A 22,330-nucleotide genomic window follows, 5' to 3' on the forward strand; every position below is an offset into this window, starting at 1 on the left:
CAGAACATTTATGTTTAATAATATAGACTCAATCTAAAAAAACAATATTTACTTTTTTTATATCAGCCAAGGAGGGACTCAGGTGAGATCAACATCTCGAATATGGATCATTACAGGCTTATTGTCTGGTTTAGCTACAATATTATTATTAGTTGGTTTTGTGTATGGCGTGAAAGATATATTATATCCTGCCGCCACGAGTGCTTCAGAGGATAAAGCAGCAGCTTCTCCGCCCAGTGTGGCAGATCAGCAGCCACCACTTCAAAACCATTTAGATGTAACTGCGATTGGCGATTCCTTAGCTAAAGGAACTGGGGATGATAAGGGACTTGGGTTTGCAGGCCGAACGGTGCAGACGTTAACGGAGCAAAAAATAGAGTCTCAGTTAAGAAATAATCTAGGCATCAATGGTTTAAAGACAGCGGGTCTTTTGGATATGTTAGAGGAAAAAGGAGTAAAGCATGCCTTACAGCAATCCAATGTTATATTACTATCTATTGGTGGTAATGATTTATTTCAAGGTGCACAGGCTTTACAAAATGGTGGACAGCTACCAACATGGAATGATCTAGAAAAAGCGATTAGAGATGCTGGTGAAAATTTTAAAAAGATTATAAAAAAACTAAATGAAATTAATCCAGATGCACAGCTTGTTTATGTTAGCCTTTATAATCCATTTACAGATTTAAAAGATATGAAAGGGATTGGTAATCGCGCGGTTTCAAGCTGGAATTTGTTAACCTCAGAGGTGTTATCTTCATATGAGCATACATTAGTTGTGCCAACCTTTGATTTGTACGTAAATAATGGTGGACGTTACTTATCCAGTGACCATTTTCATCCTAATCAGGATGGATACCAGATCATTGCGCAGCGAATTGTCCAAAGTATTTATATTGAAGGCTTAGTCAAAAAATAGGGGGAGGATAACATGCAAAAAGCTATGATTAATACGACGGATACAAGTGAACTTGAGCCAGTGTTATCCGTCTCACATTTAAAGAAAAGAATAGGAAAAAAGTGGATCGTAAAGGACGTTAGCTTTGATATTCGACCAGGTGAAATCTTCGGCTTTTTAGGTCCAAACGGTGCAGGCAAAACGACGACAATTCGCATGCTGGTCGATTTAATCCGTCCCACTGAAGGTAGCATTAAAATCGCTGGATATGATGTGCAAAAAAATCCGGAGAAAGCATTATCTTTTGTAGGCTCCATTGTAGAAAATCCAGAAGTATATACATACTTGACAGGATGGGAGAACCTAGAGCAGTTTGGGAGAATGATGCCAGGGATTGATCAAGCACGTATTGCTGAGGTTGCACAAATTGTTAGACTTGATGCACGTATTCATGATAAGGTTAAAACCTACTCATTAGGGATGCGGCAACGTTTAGGGATCGCACAAGCATTGTTAGGCAGACCTAAGCTTTTAATATTGGACGAGCCTACCAATGGCCTTGACCCTAAAGGCATCAAGGAAATGAGAAGCTTTATACGTGAGCTAGCGGGGACAGGCATGGCTGTATTTGTCTCAAGTCACTTATTAAGCGAAATTCAATTGTTATGTGATCGTGTTGCAATTATTAGCCAAGGTAGAGTTTTAACGGTAGGGACTGTAGAGGAATTGATCAAAGGGGGAGAAAATTACGTTATATGGGAGCTTGAGCCTCGTGAGCAAGGCTACCGCGTATTACAAGCTGACAATATCACAATGCTAGATGAGACCGATCATGTGCTAGATGATTCTGTATTAGTAGGAACGTCTCAGGATGCGATTGTAACGAAGATGGACACGAGTCTAGTGGATGGTATGGTGGCGAAGCTTGTACAGTCTGGAATTGCAGTAAAGGCAGTGCAACGGATCAACCCAACATTAGAACAGCTATTTTTGCAGCTAACGGAAGGTGAGCATATTGAATAGAATGAGAGACCTAGTCAAAAATGAAACGATAAAAATGATTAAGAAAAAACGTTTTTATGTGATTTTGCTTGTTCTTTTTGTCATGGTGCCCATTTTTTCGTATGCCCAAATGCGTATTGCCCAAGAAAGAATGGATAAATACGGTGATGATTGGCGTAGACAAATTCAGCAAGCGATTACAGATAACCAAAATTCGTTAGGTAGTGATCGTGTACCTGAGGAATATAAAAAGTATCGTAAAATTTATATCCAGCAAATGAGATATTACTTAGATAATGATGTTAATCCGCAGCAAAGTGGTGGCATTACCTTTACGAAGGAGTTTTTAAATAACGCGGCGACCTTGTTGATTCCGCTTTTAATTATGGGGATTGGCTCTGATATCGTTTCCTCTGAACGAAGTAATGGGACAATTAAAATGCTACTAACTCGTCCAATTCGTAGGTGGAAAATATTACTAAGCAAGCTCATCACGTTAGTGATGTTTGTCTCATTAATAGTTGTGGCAACGTACATCATTTGTTATGCTGTTTCAGGACTATTTTTTGGTTATGGTGGTTTTAATCTACCTGTTTTTACAGGATTCCAGTTAAATGGGACTGAGGTGGACATTTCTAATGTGCATGCAGTACCACAATGGCAGTATTTATTTATGCAGGCAGGATTAATTTGGTTTATTAGTGTAATCGTTGCTTTGCTTGCATTTATGGTGTCTGTTTTGGTTCGCAGTACCGCAGCTAGCATTGTCATTATGATGGCAACGTTAATTTCAGGTAGTATTTTGACCAATATGGCATCCTCATGGAGCAGTGCAAAATATTTATTTATGGTAAACCTTGGTTTGACAAACTTTTTATCAGGTTCACCTGCGCCTATTGAGGGGATGACTTTACCATTTTCACTTGCTGTTTTAAGTGTGTGGGGAATTGCGTCACTGTTTGTTTCATTCCTTGTCTTTACGAAACAGGATATTTTGAATTAAAATGTACAAGGAATCAAAACACTTGTTTGCATGAAGTAAGCAAGTAATCATAAGTATTACATAAAGAAGATTAAAGGGGGAGCATGAATGGCGGAACAAATCGATTTATTCGATGCGGATGCCACTTCCGGTAAAGTTCCTAGTGGTGCTAACTCGGGATACGAGGCGGACGACATTCAAGTGCTCGAAGGGCTTGTCGCGGTACGCAAACGACCAGGTATGTATATCGGTAGTACGAGTTCGTCGGGTCTTCATCATCTGGTATGGGAAATTGTTGATAATGCTGTTGACGAGCATTTAGCTAAATTTTGTTCGAAAATTGAAATCACGTTAAATCGAGATGGCTCGATTACCGTATTTGATAATGGACGAGGCATACCAACAGGGATGCATAAGACAGGCATTCCTACACCGCAGGTCGTGTATACAATCTTACATGCAGGTGGTAAATTTGGTGGCTCTGGTTACAAAAAATCAGGGGGACTCCATGGCGTTGGTGCCTCGGTTACGAATGCTTTGTCTGAATGGCTTGAAGTTAATATATACCGTGAGGGTAAAATTCACCGTATGCGCTTTGAGTATTGGGTAGATAAGCAAGGAAATGAGCATGTGGGCGAGCCTGTAACAGGGCTTGAAGTAATTGGAAATACGAATCGCACAGGAACTAAGGTGACATTTAAGCCGGATCAAAGAGTATTTCAAAGTGGAATCTCCTTTAACTATGAAACACTTGCTGAGCGCTTACAAGAGATTGCCTTTTTGAATTCAGGGCTTAGAGTTGTGCTTAAGGATGAACGCTCTGATCGTGCAGATGAGTTTCATTATGAAGGTGGAGCAAGCCAATTTGTGCAATTTCTTAATGAAGGCAAGGATGTGCTTCATGAGGTTGTGCATTTTTATGGTGAGCGTGATGATATTGAGGTTGAGGTTGCTTTACAATATAACGCAGGATATACCGAAACATTAGCTTCGTTTGTCAACTCAATTCCTACACGTGGAGGCGGGACGCATGAGACCGGCTTCAAAACTGCTTATACACGCGTCATGAACGATTATGCCCGTAAGAACGGTATTTTGAAGGAAAAGGACAAAAACCTTGAAGGTGGCGACTTACGTGAAGGCATGATGGCTGTCATTAGCGTGAAAATGTCTGAGGTGGAGTTTGTTGGTCAAACGAAGGATCAGCTGGGTAGCGCTTCTGCCAGAAGTAGTGTTGATGCGATTGTTGCAGAGAAATTGGCAGTTTTTTTAGAGGAAAATCCTCAGATCAGTCAATCCTTAATTAAAAAGGCATTACAGGCTGCTAAAGCTAGAGAAGCGGCACGTAAAGCTAGAGATGAGATGCGCTCAGGCAAAAAACGGAGTGAAGGCTCTAACCTTGGTGGTAAGCTAACCCCTGCACAATCTAAAGATTTTAGTCGTAATGAGCTATTTATTGTTGAAGGTGACTCTGCTGGTGGTTCTGCAAAACAAGGACGTGATTCTAAAATTCAAGCGATCTTACCCTTAAAGGGAAAACCGCTGAATCCGGAAAAGGCGAAGCTTGCAGATATTTTAAAAAATGATGAATATCGTGCCATTATTTCAGCGATTGGCGCAGGCATTGGAACGGAATTTGAAATTGGTGACAGCAATTATTCCAAAATTATTATTATGACGGATGCGGATACAGATGGTGCGCATATTCAAGTCTTGTTGCTTACTTTCTTTTACCGTTACATGAAGCCGTTAATTGATGAAGGTAAGGTATTTATTGCACAGCCACCTTTATATAAAATCACAAGGCGTTCAGGTAAGCTGGAGACCGTTAGATATGCTTGGACTGAGGAGCAGCTACAAAACTATTTAAAGGAATTTGGAAAAAACTACGAGCTTCAGCGCTATAAAGGGCTTGGAGAAATGAATCCAGACCAGCTATGGGAAACAACGATGAACCCAGAGGCACGTACACTATTACAGGTACAAATTGTTGATACTGCGAAAGCAGAACGCCGAGTATCCACGCTAATGGGGGATAAGGTAGATCCACGTAAAAACTGGATTATTGAAAATGTAGATTTTACAGAGTATGAGGAATAGAAGGTGACTTGATTTGAGCATGTTGGAGAATTTTTTACCAGCGTATCTGGAAGAGGTTGTAGGTGACAGGTTCGGCAGGTATTCCAAATATATTATTCAAGACCGCGCCATTCCTGATGTTCGTGATGGATTAAAGCCTGTGCAACGCCGAATTTTATATGCAATGTATGACTCTGGCAATACACCTGACAAGCCTTATCGCAAATCTGCGAAAACGGTAGGGGACGTTATGGGGAATTACCATCCTCACGGGGATTCCTCGATTTATGACGGTATGGTTAGAATGGCGCAGCCTTGGAAGATGGGGCATGTGTTAGTCGATGGGCATGGAAACTGGGGTTCTCAGGATGATGATCCTGCAGCAGCGATGCGTTACACAGAGGCACGCTTGTCGCATATTGCTTTAGAGCTTTTGCGAGACATTGATAAGCGAACAGTGCCATTTAAAGATAACTTTGATAATACAGCGATGGAGCCAGTTGTGTTGCCAGCAAGATTTCCTAATCTGCTTGTGAACGGGGTTAGTGGAATTTCTGCTGGTTTTGCAACTGAAATCCCCCCTCATAATTTACGTGAGGTGATAGATGCTTGTGTTGCTCTGATGGAAAAACCAGAAATGACCTTGGATGAAATCAGGATGTTTATAAAAGGTCCAGACTTCCCAACGGGTGGCATTATTATGGGCGAAGATGGAATTCGCCAAGCATATGAAACAGGGAAAGGCCGAATTTATTTACGTTCAAAGACTGAAATTGAGAGCTTACGTGGTGGAAAGCAACAAATCGTCATCACTGAAATCCCGTATCAGGTTGTTAAATCGCGTTTAGTTACGGCGATGGAAAGTATTCGTTTAGAGAAAAAGGTAGAAGGCATTGCTGAGGTTCGTGATGAATCAGGGCGTAATGGACTTCGCATCGTTGTTGAACTAAAAAAGGATGCTGATGCGCAAGGGATTCTTGCCTATCTATTCAAAAAAACGGACTTGCAGGTAACCTACAACTCCAATATGGTTGCAATTGTTAAAAAAGCACCAAGACAGCTTGGGCTTAAAGCGATGCTTGAGGCTTATATTGCTCACCAACGTGAAGTAGTGACTTTTCGGACGCAATATGACTTGGAAAAGGCGGAGGATCGCTCCCATGTGTTAGAAGGTTTAGTGAAGGCACTCAATATATTGGATGAAGTGATCGCCGCAATTAAAGCTTCGAAAAATCGTCAGGATGCTCAAAAAAATCTAGAATGGATGTTTGGCTTTACTGAACGCCAAGCGGACTCTATTTTAGCGTTACAGCTATATCGTCTAACCAATCTCGAAATTACTGCTCTGCAAAAGGATCTCGATGAGCTACAGAAAAAAATCGCAGTCCTACGTGGTATTTTGGAAAGTGATAAGAAATTAATTGCAGTCATTCGCAAGGAATTAGTAGAGATTCGTGATAAATATGGTGTAGACCGTCGTTCTGTCATTCAGGATGAAATTGAAGAATTAAAGGTTAACCTTGAAGTTATCGTCTCTCAGGAGGATGTACTTGTTGCGTTATCAAATGAGGGTTATATTAAGCGGACAAGTATGCTTTCATTTACCCGTTCGGGTGGTGAGCTAGAAACGAGTGGCGTTAAGGACGGCGACTATATTAAACATCTATTTGAAGTGAATACGCTTGAAAATATATTAGTATTTACACAGCGTGGTCAATACTTCTTATTACCTGTGCATCAAATTCCAGAGTTTAAATGGAAGGATAACGGGACGGCGATTGTTAACGTAATTCCGTTGTCGAAAGAGGATCGAATTATAAGTGTAATCCCAGTGAAAAGCTTTGATGAAGAAGGCATTAGTCTTGTCTTCGTCACAAAGCAAGGCCAAGTGAAGCGCACAGAACTGAAGGAATACGAGACAAAACGTTCTGGTGCTGTTGCGGCTTGTAAAGTGGGTCCTCAAGATGAAGTTGTTAGCGTTCAGGTTAGTCACAACAACCAGGATATTGTGTTAATTACGGAGCAAGGGATGTCGATTCGCTTTAATGAGCAAGAGGTAAACAGCATGGGACGTGTTGCTGGTGGTGTTAAGGGGATTACATTAAAAGACAATGACAATGTTGCTACCGCAATTTGGGTGGAAGGTGATGAAGGAGAACTCCTTGTCATTACAGACTTGGGATACGGTAAACGAAGTTTATTGCTAGACTATCCAATTCAAAGCCGAGGTGGCAAAGGCGTTCAAACCTTTGAATTTAAAGAAGGAAAAAGAGTCAAGCCTAATGGCAATGCCTTAATTAAAGCGTTCCATACGAAAGAAGCCTTGGAACTGGTTTTAATTACTGAAGCTGGAGAAGCACATGTAATTAGCTCTGAGAAGTCACCTATTGACGATCGGAAATCGATTGGGAAGCAGTTAGTTCCATTGCAGAAGCAAGAGAAGATTATTGATATTCTTCATAAGCAAGGGAATGAAATCAATTAATTATTGTTAAGCAGTTAGTATAGGGGAGACCTTGGACTAGCTGCTTTTTTATTAGTATTTTCGAGGTTACAACCTACTTATAAGTGAGGGGAAATTTGGAAGTAGGCAGGAGTTTTGTAGCATCATAGCGAATAAAGGTCAGATACATTTATTTAGAGAAGGTGGGCGAAGATATTGCATGCTGACAGTTTTGCCCGATTACTTGATGTCCTTATGAAGGAATATCAAAGTCACATGGAGCAGCATTTAGCACCTACTTTAACGACATCTCAGTTCACTGTGCTTGAGTTATTAGTGGAGCAGGGTTCGTTAAAGCCATCTGACTTGTTGCCATTTCTCACAACCACACCAGCGGCTGTGACGATGCTGTTAGATCGGATGGAGCGAAGCGAGCTTATACGCCGAGAACGGGATGAAGCAGATCGTCGTATTGTATGGATTTATATTACAGAGAGCGGATTACAGGAAGTACAAAGAGGGACCGAGGTTCGAAGAGCTTACTTAAATGAAATATTAGATCATTTATCTACACATAATCAGCAGCTACTTATTTATTTAATGGGGAAAATTACGAGTAAGAAAGAAACTGCTTCCTCAGAGTAAATTTATTTTCTTAAAAAAAGACACCCCAAGAACGTTGAGTTTTACAATGTTCATGGTGGTGTCTTTTATGTTATTTATTGTGTACTTACTGTGTACTGCGTAGCACTGGCAACTTACGGTTATAAACAGCCTCATCCCACTCACTCCAAGGAAATTGCCTTGGTGGTAGCGAGACCAGATCAATAGGTTCCTTTGTAACAGGATGAGGAACACCTACATAGAGGGACCAGAGTGCAATTTGCTGCCCAGGCTTATTTACCTGTGTACCATATTTTTGATCCCCATACAGTGGGCAACCCATCGCATTCATTTGCACACGAATTTGATGGGAGCGACCTGTGAGTAGTTCAATATGAATAAGGCTCAGCGGGTTTGCTCCTGAAGTGGTGCCAAGGACGTTATAGTTTAAAATCGCTTCCTTGCTGCCAGGGGTTCCTTTAGCAACGACAGACACCGTATTGTTTTTTTCGTTTTTCAACAAATAATGTTGTAGTGTTCCCTCAGGTGAAGTAGGAACGCCTCTAACGATAGCAACATACAGCTTTTCAAACCTTCTTGTTCGTACTGCGTCGGATAGTCTTGAAGCCGCTTTAGACGTTTTAGCAAAGATCATTGCCCCACCTACTGGACGATCAAGACGGTGGACAAGTCCTAAATACACATTGCCAGGCTTCTGGTAACGAACTTTAAGATCATCCTTGAGCAACGTTAATAGATCTAGGTCTCCACTGCTGTCCTCTTGTGTGGGGATATTCGGTGGCTTTACGATGCCAAGCAGATGATTGTCCTCATACAAAATTGAAATATCATGCAAGACGTTATTCCTCCCAACGCCCTAAAATGCCACATGGAAGGTTGAAACCTGATTTTGTAATTGGCAAGCCTAGCTCACCTGCTGAAATGGAGCCCCCATATTTTTTCTTCATCGTCATGCTTAAAATGTTATTTAATACACTTGGAGATAACCCAGTTGTATAGGAGTTAATTAACAGGAACAAAGGTTGATCTGACAAAATAGATAAGCAGGATTCTACGAATGGATATAAGCTTTGCTCCAGCTTCCATGTTTCACCATTAGGTCCTCGTCCATAGGAGGGAGGGTCCATAATAATTGCATCGTATTTATTGCCACGACGCTCTTCACGTTGTACGAATTTAAATACATCATCCGTAATAAAACGAACTGGACGATCGCCAATACCAGACAACGTAAGGTTTTCCTTTGCCCACTGTACCATACCTTTTGCCGCATCGACGTGTACGACAGAGGCACCTGCTGAAGCCGCTGCAACGGTAGCTCCACCCGTATAAGCAAATAAATTTAATACTTTAATAGGGCGATTTGCATTTTTAATTTTGTCCATCATCCAGCTCCAATTGGCAGCTTGCTCAGGAAATAACCCTGTATGCTTAAAATTGGTTGGTTTAAGATAAAATTGCAAATCTTTAAATGAAATCGTCCAGCGATCAGGGATAGATTTTTTCATTTCCCATTCACCACCACCAGAAGAACTACGGTGGTAGTGACCGTGTACATCATTCCATAGTTTTTTATCTGATCCTTTAGGCCAAATAATTTGAGGGTCTGGACGTCTTAAAATAATATCGCCCCAACGTTCTAATTTTTCACCGTCTCCAGTATCGATCACTTCATAGTCAATCCATTCATTTGCTACATACATAAAAGTTTAATCATCCTTCCAATTTAACCGTTTCTATAAAATAAACCATAGTGATGTTATTGTAACTCATTTGACTATTGACATGCTACCCTAAGTATCGTTTGTTTAGTATCTCTCTTTTATGTTGACATTGATAATCATTATCAATAAACTGAATATAAAGATTTTTATTTAAAATTTGGGGCTCAACTTAAAATTAGTGGTTGAGAGGAAGCGAAAATAGCGAAGGGGAAGAGGGATGGTGGGGAAGTGAACACGTCCGCCTTTACAGCCTGTTTTTCAACCGATAAATATCTAAGCCAAGAAAATCAGGTCTGTAACAGGGGTAGAAGCCACCCTCTGCGCCGTAGCTGCTTTCCTCGGAAGTGAGCAACCACTAATTTTGGTTTTGAGCCAAATTTGGAGGAGCATAACATGAGTCAATATATTGTGGTCTATTCCAGTTTATCAGGGAATACAGAGGATATTGCTGATTTGATCGGGGAAGGCATTAAATCAACAGGACATGAAGTGACGGTAAAGGATGCAATGGATTGTAATGCTTCGATTTTAAAGGAATATGATGCTTTTTGTATCGGTGCATACACTTGGGGAGATGGAGAGCTGCCAGATGAATTCCTTGATTTTTTTGAGGAAATGGATGAGCTAGATTTAACGGGAGTTTGTGCAGCCACTTTTGGCAGTGGAGATACAACCTATGAGCAATTTTGTGCTTCGGTAGATATTTTAGAAAAAAAGATTGTAGAGCGTGGGGGGACGATCACCCAACCTGGCTTAAAAATTGAATATTCCCCTACAGGAGATGAACGTGAGTTATGTCAGCAATTTGGCATTAATTTCGTAAGCCATGTCAAGAGTTGCTAGGTAATATGATTTAAAAAAACTACCATTCATAATAACATAAAAACAGAGGTGCATTAGGAAGAAAGAAGTTACTTTTTTCACAATACCTCTGTTTTTACATTTAGCTATAAAAGAATGAACGACTCCACTTATAGTAGCTTTGCTCGTGTTGTACTTGAAAACCTACAGATTCATAAAGGTAACGAGCATGATCGTTATTTAGTGCAACCTCAAGCCATACATTTACGCCAAGCTTAGATTCACGCTCAACAATATGCTCAAGTACAACTCGTCCAATTCCTTGTCCCCTCATCGCTGCCGAAATGACAAAACCATACAACCACACTTCATCTTTACTTTCATGTGAAATTCTTATTTTCCCTACGGCCTGATCCTCTTTCATAACAACAAAGTATTGAGATTGGTCTATGAAGCTTAATTTTTCGTAATATTCGATTGCTACGTCTTCACTTTCTCCAAAACCGTCAACATCTAATTGCGCAAAAAAATGTTGATGAAGTTCAGGTTGGTAAGGATCTAGCTTAATTGACTGATTTAAGTGATTATCATTTTGAGCTGTCCCAGCAGTTTTCTCCAGTGGGTAATACTTCATTTGATATTCTGTATAACCTAATTGACAAGGTATTTGACGTAAAAATGCTACACCAGATGATGAATTTGCAGGTGTATTCAGTAAAATCTCCTTGTATTGCTGCTCAAGCTTCATTGTAATGCTTTCTTTAATCAGCTTAGTGAAAATTCCCTGTCTACGGTAATCAGGATGCACCATCCCACATACTTCAACCTTGTCCCCAAAAGGGTACAACGCCAAAAATCCAACGAGTTGGCCTTCATGCAGATGGTAAAAGCTATTTTCATTATCATCACGTGCTTCTAACATATCCCAGTTTAACTTCAGTGAAAGGTTGTCATGCTGCTCTACGATATGTTGTAAATGTAAAATATTATGTTTCAAGCTCAATCACACTCCAATATAAATCAGTATAATACCTTGACAATCTTAAGGCTAGAGGCTTAGCTTATAGTATATTTAACGTTTATACAAGACTGATACAATAATAAATAGATTAACAGGATGATTAGGGGGACACCAAATTATGACTACACCTATTTTTGAAATGAGCAATATTAGCTGGGTTAGAGATGGAAAAAAGGTTCTTACTAACGTAAATTGGAAAATGAATCAAGGCGAGCATTGGGCATTATTTGGCTTGAACGGTTCTGGTAAAACGACATTGCTGAATATGCTAAATGGGTACATTTGGCCCACGACAGGGGAAATCTCGGTATTCGGGCACAAATTTGGGCAGATTGACTTAAGGGAATTAAGAAAATCGATTGGATGGGTAAGCTCTTCCTTTCAAGAAAAGCTCCATCGCTCACAAAAAAGCCAAGAGCTTGTCGTAAGTGGCAAATATGCAACGATCGGTTTGTATCAATCTCCAGCTGAGGAGGATTACGAGCGTGCAGATAAATTGATGCGACAACTGGGGGTTTATCATGTTAAAGATCGAACCTATGCTACTTGTTCGCAAGGCGAGCAACAAAAACTACTTATTGCTAGAGCGCTAATGGCATCACCTAAGCTGTTGATTTTAGATGAAGCTGCAAATGGACTCGATTTTATTTCAAAAGAAGGATTGCTTGATAGCATTGCAGAGCTTGCTACTAGCGAACAAGCTCCTCATTTATTATATGTAACACACCATACGGAAGAAATTTTGCCTATATTTACACATACCTTATTACTTCGAAGAGGTGAAGTTTTTGGGAGTGGAGAGACAAAACAAGTATTTAATGATGAACAATTATCTCAATTTTTCGAGATGCCTGTTGCTGTGAACTGGAATGATGATCGTGTCTGGCTACGCCGCAAATAAATGAAACCATATCTCCTTCTCATCCGTAATAAATTTAAACAAAGACGATATAGATTTAAAGAAGAAAGAGATTAATGGAGGGAAGTCTATGGCAGCAGAAACAAATACGACGAAAAACTTAAAGAAGATCCCCAATCCAGGGGCAATTTTTGCCGGGATCATCATTGTGCTTGTGCTGATTGTAGTGGGGGCTAATAGTGTTGCACAGGTGCAATACGGACATGTAGGACTGTATAAGACGTTTGGGAAACTAAATGATAAAGTACTCACACCGGGACTACATTTGAAAATGCCATTTGTCCAAGAAGTAATTCAGGTCAATACGCAGGTCGCGAAGACAGAGACAGATACGACAGCATCATCTAAAGATTTGCAGCCAGTGTCCACGCACGTCGTTGTTAACTACTCTGTGCATAAAGAGTCGGTATATAAGCTGATGAATGATATCGGTGCTAATTTTGATACGGTTATTATAAATCCTGCCATTCAGGAAATTATTAAGGAAGTAACTGCAAAATACCAAGCTGAGGAGCTCATTTCTTTACGTGACAAGGTTGCAGGGGAAATCAATGAGGACTTAACCAAACGTCTAGCGACGTATAACCTGGTCGTGAATGAGATTAACATCGTTAACTTTAACTTCTCAGATGCATTTAATCAATCCATTGAAGCGAAGCAGGTTGCACAACAGCAAGCACTTAAAGCAAGCAATGATCTGAAGCGGATTGAAATTGAAGCGAAGCAAAAAGTAGCGCAGGCACAAGCAGAAGCAGAGGCGCTCAAACTGAAAAAGCAAGAGGTTACGCCAGAGCTAGTACAGCTTAAGCAAATTGAGGTTCAGGAGAAGGCACTTGAAAAATGGGATGGCAAGTTACCCCAAGTTACAGGTGGAGCTACCCCTTTTGTAGATATTAATCAATTTTCTTCATCGCAATCAAAATAAACATAAAAATTATTTTGAAATTAAACAATCTACAATTATAAAAAATACTTCTTTAGTCGTTAAGCCCAACTTGACTAGAGAAGTATTTTTTTATCTTATTGTAAAAATAGGACTATAGGATTGTTTTTTCTTGATTTCCCATCAATTTATGTAAGAAAATTACCCAAATAAGGGTGTTTTGAACTATTTAGTCTTGTTGATTTTGATTCGATATTAATAGGTATAGATGAATAGAAGGGGGTCTTACTCGTTTGTTAGTTCACGTCATGGATTTGAAAACAGGAGATAAGCTACGATCTGATATTTTTAATTCGGCAGGTCTACATATTTTAGCTAAAGGGACTGTCATTCGAAATGAAGAAATTGCGTTATTAATTCGCCATAGTATTGATTTGATTGATATTGAATTAAAGGAAAACAAAGAGGAAGCTACGATAACGGAAGAAGAGGTGTTTTATCAGAAGCTGAAGGAAGATTTTGATTACACCATTCAGGCATATCAAGGCATTTTTCTAGATTCTTTAGTGAAAGGGAAATTTAATCCTGATAAGGTGCAGGAAAGACTAGAAACATTGCTGGAAAAAATAGATAGTCGTAAAAATGTAGTTAATTTATTGCTTGATCTTGGACGTGAAGACGAAACAATTTATAATCACTCCTTACAAGTTGGATTATTATCCTATTACATAGCAACATGGCTTGGGTATTCTAAGGAAGAGAGCTACGAAATTAGTCAAGCTGGATATTTGCACGATATTGGCAAAAGTAAAGTTCCTCATGCCATTCGAGATCATGTCGGAGAGCTTACAGGTAAGGAGCTTGAAATAATGCGAAATCATACCAGATATGGTTATGATATTATTCGTAACTCCATGTCTGATGGGAGTATCGCCTTAGTTGCATTACAGCATCATGAGCTTGAGGATGGAACAGGTTATCCGTTAGGGCTTGGGAAAAATGCAGTTCATCCTTATTCTCAAATTGTTGCCGTTGCCAATAATTATGTTGAACTCACATCACAGTATGAAGGAAAAGGGAGCCAAGGTTTCCTAAGTGTATTAAAAAAGATTTATGATTTAGGATTTGGTAAGCTAAACGAAAGACCTGTTCAAGCTTTAATGCAAAACTTATTACCTAACATTCTTAGTAAAAAGGCTTTACTTAATACAGGACAAGAGGGCATTATTGTTCTCAATAATCCTAATGATATTTTTAGACCACTTGTTAAGGTGGGTAGCGAGTTTATTGATTTGGCAAAAAATCGTAACATTTTAATTGAAGAGATCTATTTATAGCTATAAAAGCTCTATCCATGCTAGATATGGGTGGAGCTTTTTTGTCTGTTTATGTCGTAATCCATGAAATTGCGTGTAATTTATCCTTTTAACAAGTTAATGGGATGGGGTATACTAGACGTTAAGTGTTTTACAATAAAATGGGGGGTTGTTGTAGAATGCAACATTTTGAACAAGATGGAGAGGTTTAGATGAGTTTTAATAAAAATAAAAGCAAGAACGATCAAAAGCAAGAACGATTTTCTTCCGCAGGCTTTATTTTAGCTGCAATTGGTAGCTCAGTAGGGCTGGGAAATATGTGGAAATTCCCGTATATTACAGGGGAAAATGGTGGGGCAGCATTTTTCTTACTATTTATCGTATGTTTAATTATTATAGGTTTGCCTGTTTTGCTTGCAGAGCTTGCGATTGGTCGGACCTCACGAACTAGTGCAGCGACCGCTTTTTCCAAAATAACTGGGAAAAAGGGTTGGAATGGCTTAGGGATACTGCAGATTATTGCACCATTTATTATATTATCCTTTTATGTGATTATTGCTGGCTGGACACTTCATTATGCGATGTTGTCCTTTTCAGGTCAATTATTTAAAGATAGCGATTATAGTGCAGTTTTTGCTAACTTTAGCTCAGGGTACTTACCTATCATGTGGCAGGGAATATCGATTCTCATTTCTGCATGGGTTGTTATCAAAGGTGTCTCTGGTGGGATAGAAAAGTTTAATAAAGTATTATTACCAGGCATGGTTGTTTTATTAATTATTTTAATGATTCGAGCATTAACCTTACCTGGGGCGGGTGCAGGAGTTAATTTTTTCTTAAAGCCTGATTTTGCATCACTAAGTCCTGAATCGGCACTAATTGCCCTTGGACATGCCTTTTTCTCTTTATCACTTGGTATGGGTATTTTAATGACTTACGGAGCTTATGTTAATAAGGAGCAATCGTTAGGTACCGCTGCTTTGGCTATAGGCGCAGGGGATTTAATCTATGCTTTTATTGCAGGATTAATCATATTCCCAACAACATTTTCATTTGGGATTGCACCTGATAAGGGGCCCTCACTAATTTTCGAAGCTTTACCGGCTGCATTTTCTTCAATGCCTGCTGGAAGCGTTTTTGCAGGATTATTTTTTGTCATCCTTGCGATAGCGGCAATTACATCTTCTGTTTCATTACTAGAAGTTCCAGTAGCCTATGCAAGGGAACGTTGGAGTTGGTCACGTTCGCGTTCAGTTTGGACTATGAGTATTTTAGTTTTCCTACTAGGTTTACCTTCGGCATTATCCCTTGGCTTAGCAAAAAATATAACACTGTTTGGTGTAAGCTTCTTTGATGCAATGGATTTCATTGCTTCTAACATTTTACTTCCATTCATCGGACTGGTTGTGACTATTTTTGCCGGTTACTTTTGGAAAAATATCGCTGAAGAGTCTGGGTTAAATCAAACTTGGTTTAAGATTTGGTTATTTATGCTACGTTATATTGCACCAATCTTAGTGCTACTCGTGTTACTTCATACATCAGGCGTAATTAAGTTTGAATAACATATAAGTTGCAGTAGAAAAGGAACCCTGGCCAACTATTAATGGTTGCCCTAGAGTTCCTTTTTCATGATTCAATGATTCAATTCAAGTAATTTGATTATAATATTTAAATTGAGTACCGTTATACTTTTATGATTGCTGTAATTTCTTCATCAAGATCGAGCTGTACATCCTGACGGAAAACTCTTGCTTGATATTCAGAGTGAACGTAACGAATGATTGCTTCAATCATTTGGGATTCAGACATGAACTGATTACGTGCTTTAGCCCACACTTCAGCACTGTATCCTGCATCTTCCTCCCAGCTTAACTCCACCTGAACCTCAGTAGGCTGAATGTCATTTCGTTCTGCAATATGAATACAGATTGCATTGATGATTTCATCCATACTTAAAATAATACGTGACATTAGTAACGTGTACCCCGATCATCGGAAGGTTGGGGCTGTGGTTGTTTTCTCCGGAATAATGCCATTACTAGCATAACTAAGATATATATAGCAAACACGTTAACCGCAAGTCCTAAAATATTACCCATCATTCCCATTCCTGAGAACATAGAGCCAAATAGTAAACCTGCAATACCACCCATCATCATTCCTTTAAACAAGCTACCCCCACTAAAAAATCCACGGCCATTTGAAGCGGTAGAGCTTGTACTTCCTGTACTGCTTTTTGATGAATCTGTTTTTCGAACTCCACTATCTGTTGTCTTTTTTGGTGTTGTTGTATAGCTACGAGTGCCTGATTTAAACCCTCCACCACGTCTAGCATCTGCTAAATCCGGTGATACCATTGCAAAGAAAACAGTTAAAGCCACAATCACTAAAGAAATACGTTTGGTTAGTTTCATCATCGTTAGTAATTACCCTCCAAAAAAAGTTTGACCCCTAATCGTCTAGTGTCTAGCTAATTCTACGTTTATCTATTAAAATGGTTTCAATTTTATTTGAAATTTATATTTTTATAGATCAAAAACTAAATATGAGGTTAATGGTGCATAAAGCTTAAATATGTGTGGAAATATAGGACAAATGAAGACAATGTTTAATTATTCTGAAGGAGTGAGTGTATGTCGCTTGATATTTATTTAAATTTTGCTGGCAACTGTCGAGAGGTGGTTCTTTATTATGTAGACGTTTTTGGTCTAGAGCAGCCACATATTATGACTTTTGGGGAAATGGAGCCAGATCCTAGTCACCCGATACCAGATGAAGCTAAATCTTTAGTAATGCATACTCGCATAAGTATAGGTGGCAATACCCTTATGTTTTCAGATACTTTTCCGGGTATGCCCTTTACACAAGGGAATAATTTTAGCTTAAGCCTAACTTTAAGAAGTGCGGATGAGCTTAAGTCAGCATTTGAAAAGCTAAAGGAAGGCGGAAAAGTAATTATGGAGCTGGGGCCAACATTTTGGAGCGAGCTTTACGGCAGTATTGTTGATAAGTTTGGTATACAGTGGCAATTTAATTTGGAAAAATAGGCTCTATTATATAAATCAGTTCTTGACAATGACTGAAGGCTGCTAGCTACGATATAGAGAGTACTTTCAATTGTTGTTAAAATCATACAAGACAATCTCCAGAATCTCTCTGTCTCTTTGCTAGTTTGGGTTGGCTGTCAATTACTGATTTATGATTCCATAATATACGAGATCCTCAAACTTGTTTTCCTTTTTTACATGTTGATGAAGCACACCTTCCTGTACCATGCCAGCCTTGAGCATTACTTTTCCAGAGGCAGGATTTGAAGCGAAATGCGTTGCGTACACCTTATGATATTTCTTGTGATTAAACGCAAATTCGATCATTGCTTTCGCTGCTTCGCTTGCAATTCCCTTTCCCCAGTACTTTTCACCGATCCAATACGCTAATTCACCATGCTTATGACCTTGGTTGTTGCTTATTCCAATTCCGCCATATAACTCTTGTGTCACTTTATCTGTAATTGCAAATTGATACATGACATCCTTAGAGAAATTACCCTCGTGCCTTTCGATCCATGCTACAGCATCACTTTCACTATAAGGATAAGGTAAAGAAAGTGTACTTTTATAAATATTGTAGTTATTACATAATTCAGACACGATGGGTGCATCTGAAGCTAAAAATGGTCTAAGCAGCAGTCTTGTTGTTTCGATCGTTTTATTGTGTGGATTGTACATAGATATAGATACGCCTCCCTAAAAGATTTTTAACAGTATAACAGTGTTCCGTTTATTTGTTAATATTTAACTTTGGACAAATCAATAACAATTCACTTACATATAATTCATATTAGAATTCTAGGAAATTTCAGCATAAAAATATGAATAAAATGGAACTTGTGTGATATTTCATTCAGAATTTGTCTCACTCCCGCTATAATAGAATTAACTTCATGTATTTTCATAATTTATTTTCAAAAATTAATTTTTTGCGATGGGAAGGATGGAAGTATGGACGCTAGATTTACTCACACTAAATACCACATTAGAAGAAAGGTAATTGCTTTAGTGGGGGCCAAGCTTCATGTTTTTGATGAGAATCAAAATGTGATCATGTATGCTCAGCTTAAAGCTTTTAAATTGAAAGAGGATATTGCTATATATACAGATGAAAATAAATCCCAAGAATTAATTAGAATTAAAGCAAGAAATTATATTGATTTTTCTGCTACATATGATGTCATTGATAGTCAAAGCGGGGAGACAGTTGGTGCATTAAAGCGTAAAGGAATGAAATCGATCTTCAAGGATGAATGGATCATATTAGACAATAACGATAATGAAAGGGGGTTAATTAAGGAAGATAGTCGTTTTAAGGCATTTTTACGCCGCTTTTTATCTGGTTTGATACCTCAAACCTACTATACTTTTATTGGTCAACAGCAGGTTGCCACTTATAAACGCAACATGAATCCGTTTGTTTCGAAGCTCGATTTAGATTTATCCGCAGATACTACTTTACAATTTGATCGCCGGTTAGCTATGGCTGCTGCAATTTTATTATGTGCAGTTGAAGGAAAGCAAGACTCATAGAATCGAAAACACACAGTAGTTAACAGAACCGTAGGAGATGTTTACATTGGACAATAAAACAACGGATTTAAACCAAATTAAAGAAGCGCTTGCGATTTCACTTCCGCTTATTCAGCAGGTGTTTCCGCTTGATGTCATGTTTGGGCTAACAGATCAGGAGCAATTTCTTTATTACTTAGCTGGTAAAGAGATTGATATTCATGCAGATGAAGGGATGGCTGTCCCTGAAAAAAGTGGGGTAAAACAGGCTTTACTTACGGAGCAGGTTGTGTCATCAAATATAGGTGAAGCGGTGTATGGTACTCCATTTAAATCAACTTCTCTTCCTCTTAAGAATGAAACAGGAGAGGTAACGGGTGTATTTACAATTGGAATTAGCCTTAAAAATCAGGTTGCTTTAAATGGCGCGGCAGAGCATTTAGCTGTAAGCTCCAGTGAAATTAGAACCGTGACTGATGAAATTGCAGGGACTGCAACTGTACTTGCGAATAACATTAACCAAGTTCAAAATTTAGCTGTAAAAGTGCTTGAGGAACTGCACAAAACAGACGAAATTTTAGATTTTATTAAGCAGGTGGCAGATAGCTCTAATTTATTAAGTATAAATGCATCTATTGAAGCCGCTCATGCAGGTGAGCATGGAAGTGGATTTGGTGTTGTCGCTAAGGAAATTAGAAAAATGGCGGACTCTAGTACAAAAGCAACAAAGGAAATCGAAGGTATACTAAATGCGAGCCAAAACAACTTTAAGGAGCTAGATGTTACCTTATCAGATTGCTTCCTCCAAAGTGAAAGACAAGCGGCTTCTACGGAGGAAATCGCGGCTTCAGCACAGCAATTAGCCGCTTCTGCTGAAAATATTAAAGAGGTGGCGCAAGTAATATAAAGGAGATTATGAATGAGCACATTAGTACAACAGATTGTGCAGCAATATTGGGGAAATTGGACTGGACAGCAAAAAGAAGGTAAGGGTGGCTGGAATAATACAACCTACTTTGTACAAGAGGGGCCCAAACAAGCTGTAGTACGTATTTATAACACACATCAAGATATAGAAAAAATAAAGTTTGAACACCATGTGTTAGAGCTGTTGGGGCAACAAACCTATACTTTCCAAGTGCCTCAACCACTAACTGCTCTTAATGGAGAAACTGTTGTTCAAGTCTCTGACGGCTCTGGCCGTTATGCCTGTTTATTTGAATATATAGAGGGAGCGTCGATGGAGGAACGTGATGCGCTGTTGCCAAGCGTGCTTGGTGAAGCCACAGGGGAATTGTCGTTAGCGCTAAGCCGGATCAAGCTAGAACGGGCTTCTATTTATCCTCCTTATTATGAGCTTAAGCAGGCTTATCCTTTGTGTACAAATGAGACATTATTGTCCTTATGTTATGATCCTCCAGACTCGCTACGGGATGTACAGTGTTCATTGGCTGAGCTTTGTGAAGCCTTTCAAATGATTATAGTTAAGCTGGATAACCTTAGAAATCTACCACATCAACTTGTGCATGGGGATTTGAATCACTCCAATTTACTGACTGAGCAAGGACAAGTCAAGGCATGGCTGGATTTTGAATTTTGTACAAACGATGTAAGGGTAATGGAGATCGCAGTTTTGTTGGGTGATTTACTTGGAGATGGAGAGGGAGTCGATTCGGAGCAACATATTGAGCAGTTTTGTTTAGGTTTCCGTCATTTTGTGAGGCTTGAAGAAGAGGAAATTAAGGCCATTCCGTTACTAATGTTATTACGTAAGGTTGATGTTTTTCTTCATTTCACAAGTAGGTATTTGGAACAAATTGACCCCCCATCGGTATTAAGTCAGCAAGCAGAGCTGTTATGTCAAGATTTACAACAATTACGAAATAGTGATCAGTGGCTTACCTCGCTGCTATTGAAATCTTTGGGCTAATCTTGGGCAAATTATAGGCTATTGTGTAGCACATTCCTCCTAAGCTGCATAACGTAAATTAGACGTTAACCCATGAGGAGGATTCAACTTTATGATCGACCCAATTTTAAAGTCTCCAAACTTAAATTTGGCGGCAGATTCTAACCAATATGTATTTTATAAACGTGATGCGCACAATTGTGTTACTCAATTGTTTGGGGAGCAGCTTCCAGCAATAAAAAATGGCTTTTTTAATGTGTACTTAAGTAAGGGTATTATTGTTCAGCCACACTGGCATCCCAATGCGACGGAGATGGTGGTCGTTATTCGAGGTGAGGTTGTTACAGCAGTGTTTAATCCCTTCACTCAAAAAGTGATGGCTTATTATTTGAAGCCAGGGCAAGTTGCAGTTCTACCTCAAGGCTGGTTCCATTGGATTATTGCTGAGACAAATGATGTATATGTTTTAACTATATTTGATGTGCCAACGCCCGACGTTGTGCTTGGTTCAGACTTTTTACGCTGTATACCTAAGGAAGTGCTTGGGCGAGCCTATTGCATTAACGAAGAGGATTATGCTAGAGCGATCGCACCGCTGCAAGAATCCGTTATTTTAGGTCCACCACTTGATTGTGGGAAATATAAAGGAAACTGCTAGAGAAATAAATTACAAAAAGCACACAATTCTGCCTTTGCATTATAAAGGGGAACTGTGTGCTTTTAATTATGCGTAAATGAAACTAACGTTTTTTTAATTTTAAATTAATACGATGGCTAATAATGTAAATAAACTTAATGTTAAAATTTCATTATTATAGTTGTTGTAATAATTAGGATAAAGTCCAGAAGTCTTGACATTCCTGTTGCCTGCTGTTTTCAAGTAGACGTTATTTCTATCTACATCTGTAATAACTCCTTCATATTGCTGACCATGTATGGTCATGAGACGAACCTTTTTGTTTTTGTAACGACAACATGTGTAATAGGCTTCCATATAATCATTCCTCCTTTTTTATAATTTATGGAAAGAAGGAAAGTATGGAACGGCGTTATGCCCGTGGTAACAATTAAGTTGTTGTAGGAGCTGTGGTTAGATCGTCAATATTTGTTGAACCGTAAAAAAATAAACTAACAAGGATAATTACAATCAAAAACTCTGAAAAT

General features: G+C 39.0%; 23 protein-coding genes. 16 read left to right on the forward strand and 7 right to left on the reverse strand.

The genetic code is table 11. The annotated features are described in order from the left end of the window. The first annotated feature begins 82 nt into the window (after nucleotides 1–82). The 6 genes from J2Z32_RS19425 to J2Z32_RS19450 all read left to right on the forward strand — a co-directional run bounded on the left by J2Z32_RS19425 (nucleotide 83) and on the right by J2Z32_RS19450 (nucleotide 8,049). Nucleotides 83–919, forward strand: a complete 837-nt coding sequence (locus J2Z32_RS19425; protein WP_210090856.1) for a GDSL-type esterase/lipase family protein — start codon at nucleotides 83–85, stop codon at nucleotides 917–919. A 12-nt stretch (nucleotides 920–931) separates the two neighbouring features. After that, nucleotides 932–1,921, forward strand: a complete 990-nt coding sequence (locus tag J2Z32_RS19430; protein WP_245251631.1) for an ABC transporter ATP-binding protein — start codon at nucleotides 932–934, stop codon at nucleotides 1,919–1,921. Nucleotide 1,922: 1 nt separating this feature from the next. Further along, nucleotides 1,923–2,903, forward strand: coding sequence for an ABC transporter permease (locus J2Z32_RS19435; protein WP_425343024.1), 981 nt, complete (start codon nucleotides 1,923–1,925; stop codon nucleotides 2,901–2,903). Between the two features lie 87 nt (nucleotides 2,904–2,990). Beyond that, complete coding sequence (gene parE / locus J2Z32_RS19440; RefSeq protein WP_210090858.1) at nucleotides 2,991–4,982, forward strand: DNA topoisomerase IV subunit B; 1,992 nt, start codon at nucleotides 2,991–2,993, stop codon at nucleotides 4,980–4,982. Between the two features lie 13 nt (nucleotides 4,983–4,995). Beyond that, nucleotides 4,996–7,446, forward strand: a complete 2,451-nt coding sequence (gene gyrA, locus J2Z32_RS19445) for a DNA gyrase subunit A (RefSeq protein WP_210090859.1) — start codon at nucleotides 4,996–4,998, stop codon at nucleotides 7,444–7,446. Nucleotides 7,447–7,620: 174 nt separating this feature from the next. After that, entirely contained in the window at nucleotides 7,621–8,049 is a 429-nt protein-coding gene (locus J2Z32_RS19450; RefSeq protein ID WP_210090860.1) for a MarR family winged helix-turn-helix transcriptional regulator, read from the forward strand. 85 nt (nucleotides 8,050–8,134) lie between these two features. Here J2Z32_RS19450 and J2Z32_RS19455 read toward each other — a convergent pair whose 3' ends face one another. After that, on the reverse strand, nucleotides 8,135–8,863 hold the full coding sequence (locus J2Z32_RS19455; protein WP_210090861.1) for an RluA family pseudouridine synthase: 729 nt from the start codon (nucleotides 8,861–8,863) through the stop codon (nucleotides 8,135–8,137). Between the two features lie 4 nt (nucleotides 8,864–8,867). Then, nucleotides 8,868–9,731 (reverse strand): class I SAM-dependent methyltransferase, encoded by an 864-nt coding sequence (locus J2Z32_RS19460; protein WP_210090862.1) that lies wholly within the window; start codon nucleotides 9,729–9,731, stop codon nucleotides 8,868–8,870. Between the two features lie 414 nt (nucleotides 9,732–10,145). On the opposite strand from J2Z32_RS19460, the gene J2Z32_RS19465 reads away from it, so the two are divergent. Next, nucleotides 10,146–10,595, forward strand: a complete 450-nt coding sequence (locus tag J2Z32_RS19465; protein WP_210090863.1) for a flavodoxin — start codon at nucleotides 10,146–10,148, stop codon at nucleotides 10,593–10,595. Between the two features lie 100 nt (nucleotides 10,596–10,695). Here the strand turns inward: J2Z32_RS19465 and J2Z32_RS19470 are convergent, their stop codons facing one another. Next, nucleotides 10,696–11,550, reverse strand: coding sequence for a GNAT family N-acetyltransferase (locus J2Z32_RS19470; protein ID WP_210090864.1), 855 nt, complete (start codon nucleotides 11,548–11,550; stop codon nucleotides 10,696–10,698). Between the two features lie 142 nt (nucleotides 11,551–11,692). Between J2Z32_RS19470 and J2Z32_RS19475 the strand changes: the two genes are divergently transcribed. From J2Z32_RS19475 to J2Z32_RS19490, 4 genes are all read left to right on the forward strand, one after another. After that, entirely contained in the window at nucleotides 11,693–12,475 is a 783-nt protein-coding gene (locus J2Z32_RS19475) for an ABC transporter ATP-binding protein (protein WP_210090865.1), read from the forward strand. Nucleotides 12,476–12,563: 88 nt separating this feature from the next. After that, on the forward strand, nucleotides 12,564–13,418 hold the full coding sequence (locus J2Z32_RS19480) for a prohibitin family protein (protein ID WP_210090866.1): 855 nt from the start codon (nucleotides 12,564–12,566) through the stop codon (nucleotides 13,416–13,418). 251 nt (nucleotides 13,419–13,669) lie between these two features. Next, nucleotides 13,670–14,713, forward strand: coding sequence for an HD-GYP domain-containing protein (locus J2Z32_RS19485; RefSeq protein ID WP_210090867.1), 1,044 nt, complete (start codon nucleotides 13,670–13,672; stop codon nucleotides 14,711–14,713). Nucleotides 14,714–14,904: 191 nt separating this feature from the next. Continuing rightward, nucleotides 14,905–16,257 carry a sodium-dependent transporter gene (locus J2Z32_RS19490; protein ID WP_210090868.1) on the forward strand — a complete coding sequence of 451 codons (1,353 nt, stop codon included), beginning with the start codon at nucleotides 14,905–14,907 and terminating at the stop codon, nucleotides 16,255–16,257. Between the two features lie 121 nt (nucleotides 16,258–16,378). On the opposite strand, the gene J2Z32_RS19495 is transcribed toward J2Z32_RS19490, so the two are convergent. After that, nucleotides 16,379–16,657 (reverse strand): DUF2653 family protein, encoded by a 279-nt coding sequence (locus J2Z32_RS19495; RefSeq protein ID WP_210090907.1) that lies wholly within the window; start codon nucleotides 16,655–16,657, stop codon nucleotides 16,379–16,381. Nucleotides 16,658–16,665: 8 nt separating this feature from the next. After that, complete coding sequence (locus tag J2Z32_RS19500; protein WP_425343023.1) at nucleotides 16,666–17,112, reverse strand: hypothetical protein; 447 nt, start codon at nucleotides 17,110–17,112, stop codon at nucleotides 16,666–16,668. Nucleotides 17,113–17,328: 216 nt separating this feature from the next. Here J2Z32_RS19500 and J2Z32_RS19505 point away from each other — a divergent pair, with 216 nt between their 5' ends. Next, on the forward strand, nucleotides 17,329–17,742 hold the full coding sequence (locus J2Z32_RS19505) for a VOC family protein (RefSeq protein ID WP_210090869.1): 414 nt from the start codon (nucleotides 17,329–17,331) through the stop codon (nucleotides 17,740–17,742). Nucleotides 17,743–17,883: 141 nt separating this feature from the next. Here J2Z32_RS19505 and J2Z32_RS19510 read toward each other — a convergent pair whose 3' ends face one another. Then, nucleotides 17,884–18,423, reverse strand: a complete 540-nt coding sequence (locus J2Z32_RS19510) for a GNAT family N-acetyltransferase (protein ID WP_210090870.1) — start codon at nucleotides 18,421–18,423, stop codon at nucleotides 17,884–17,886. Between the two features lie 273 nt (nucleotides 18,424–18,696). Between J2Z32_RS19510 and J2Z32_RS19515 the strand changes: the two genes are divergently transcribed. The 4 genes from J2Z32_RS19515 to J2Z32_RS19530 all read left to right on the forward strand — a co-directional run bounded on the left by J2Z32_RS19515 (nucleotide 18,697) and on the right by J2Z32_RS19530 (nucleotide 21,824). After that, entirely contained in the window at nucleotides 18,697–19,278 is a 582-nt protein-coding gene (locus J2Z32_RS19515; RefSeq protein ID WP_210090871.1) for an LURP-one-related family protein, read from the forward strand. A 37-nt stretch (nucleotides 19,279–19,315) separates the two neighbouring features. Continuing rightward, a complete protein-coding gene (locus tag J2Z32_RS19520) occupies nucleotides 19,316–20,164 on the forward strand; it encodes a methyl-accepting chemotaxis protein (RefSeq protein ID WP_210090872.1) in 849 nt (282 codons plus the stop codon). A gap of 12 nt (nucleotides 20,165–20,176) precedes the next feature. Beyond that, complete coding sequence (locus tag J2Z32_RS19525) at nucleotides 20,177–21,187, forward strand: phosphotransferase (RefSeq protein WP_210090873.1); 1,011 nt, start codon at nucleotides 20,177–20,179, stop codon at nucleotides 21,185–21,187. Between the two features lie 91 nt (nucleotides 21,188–21,278). After that, nucleotides 21,279–21,824 carry a cupin domain-containing protein gene (locus tag J2Z32_RS19530; RefSeq protein ID WP_210090874.1) on the forward strand — a complete coding sequence of 182 codons (546 nt, stop codon included), beginning with the start codon at nucleotides 21,279–21,281 and terminating at the stop codon, nucleotides 21,822–21,824. 99 nt (nucleotides 21,825–21,923) lie between these two features. Here J2Z32_RS19530 and J2Z32_RS19535 read toward each other — a convergent pair whose 3' ends face one another. Continuing rightward, complete coding sequence (locus tag J2Z32_RS19535) at nucleotides 21,924–22,160, reverse strand: hypothetical protein (RefSeq protein WP_210090875.1); 237 nt, start codon at nucleotides 22,158–22,160, stop codon at nucleotides 21,924–21,926. Nucleotides 22,161–22,330 lie beyond the last annotated feature (170 nt).

It is taken from the genome of Paenibacillus turicensis (genome assembly GCF_017873435.1).
Taxonomy (GTDB): Bacteria; Bacillota; Bacilli; order Paenibacillales; family Paenibacillaceae; genus Fontibacillus; species Fontibacillus turicensis.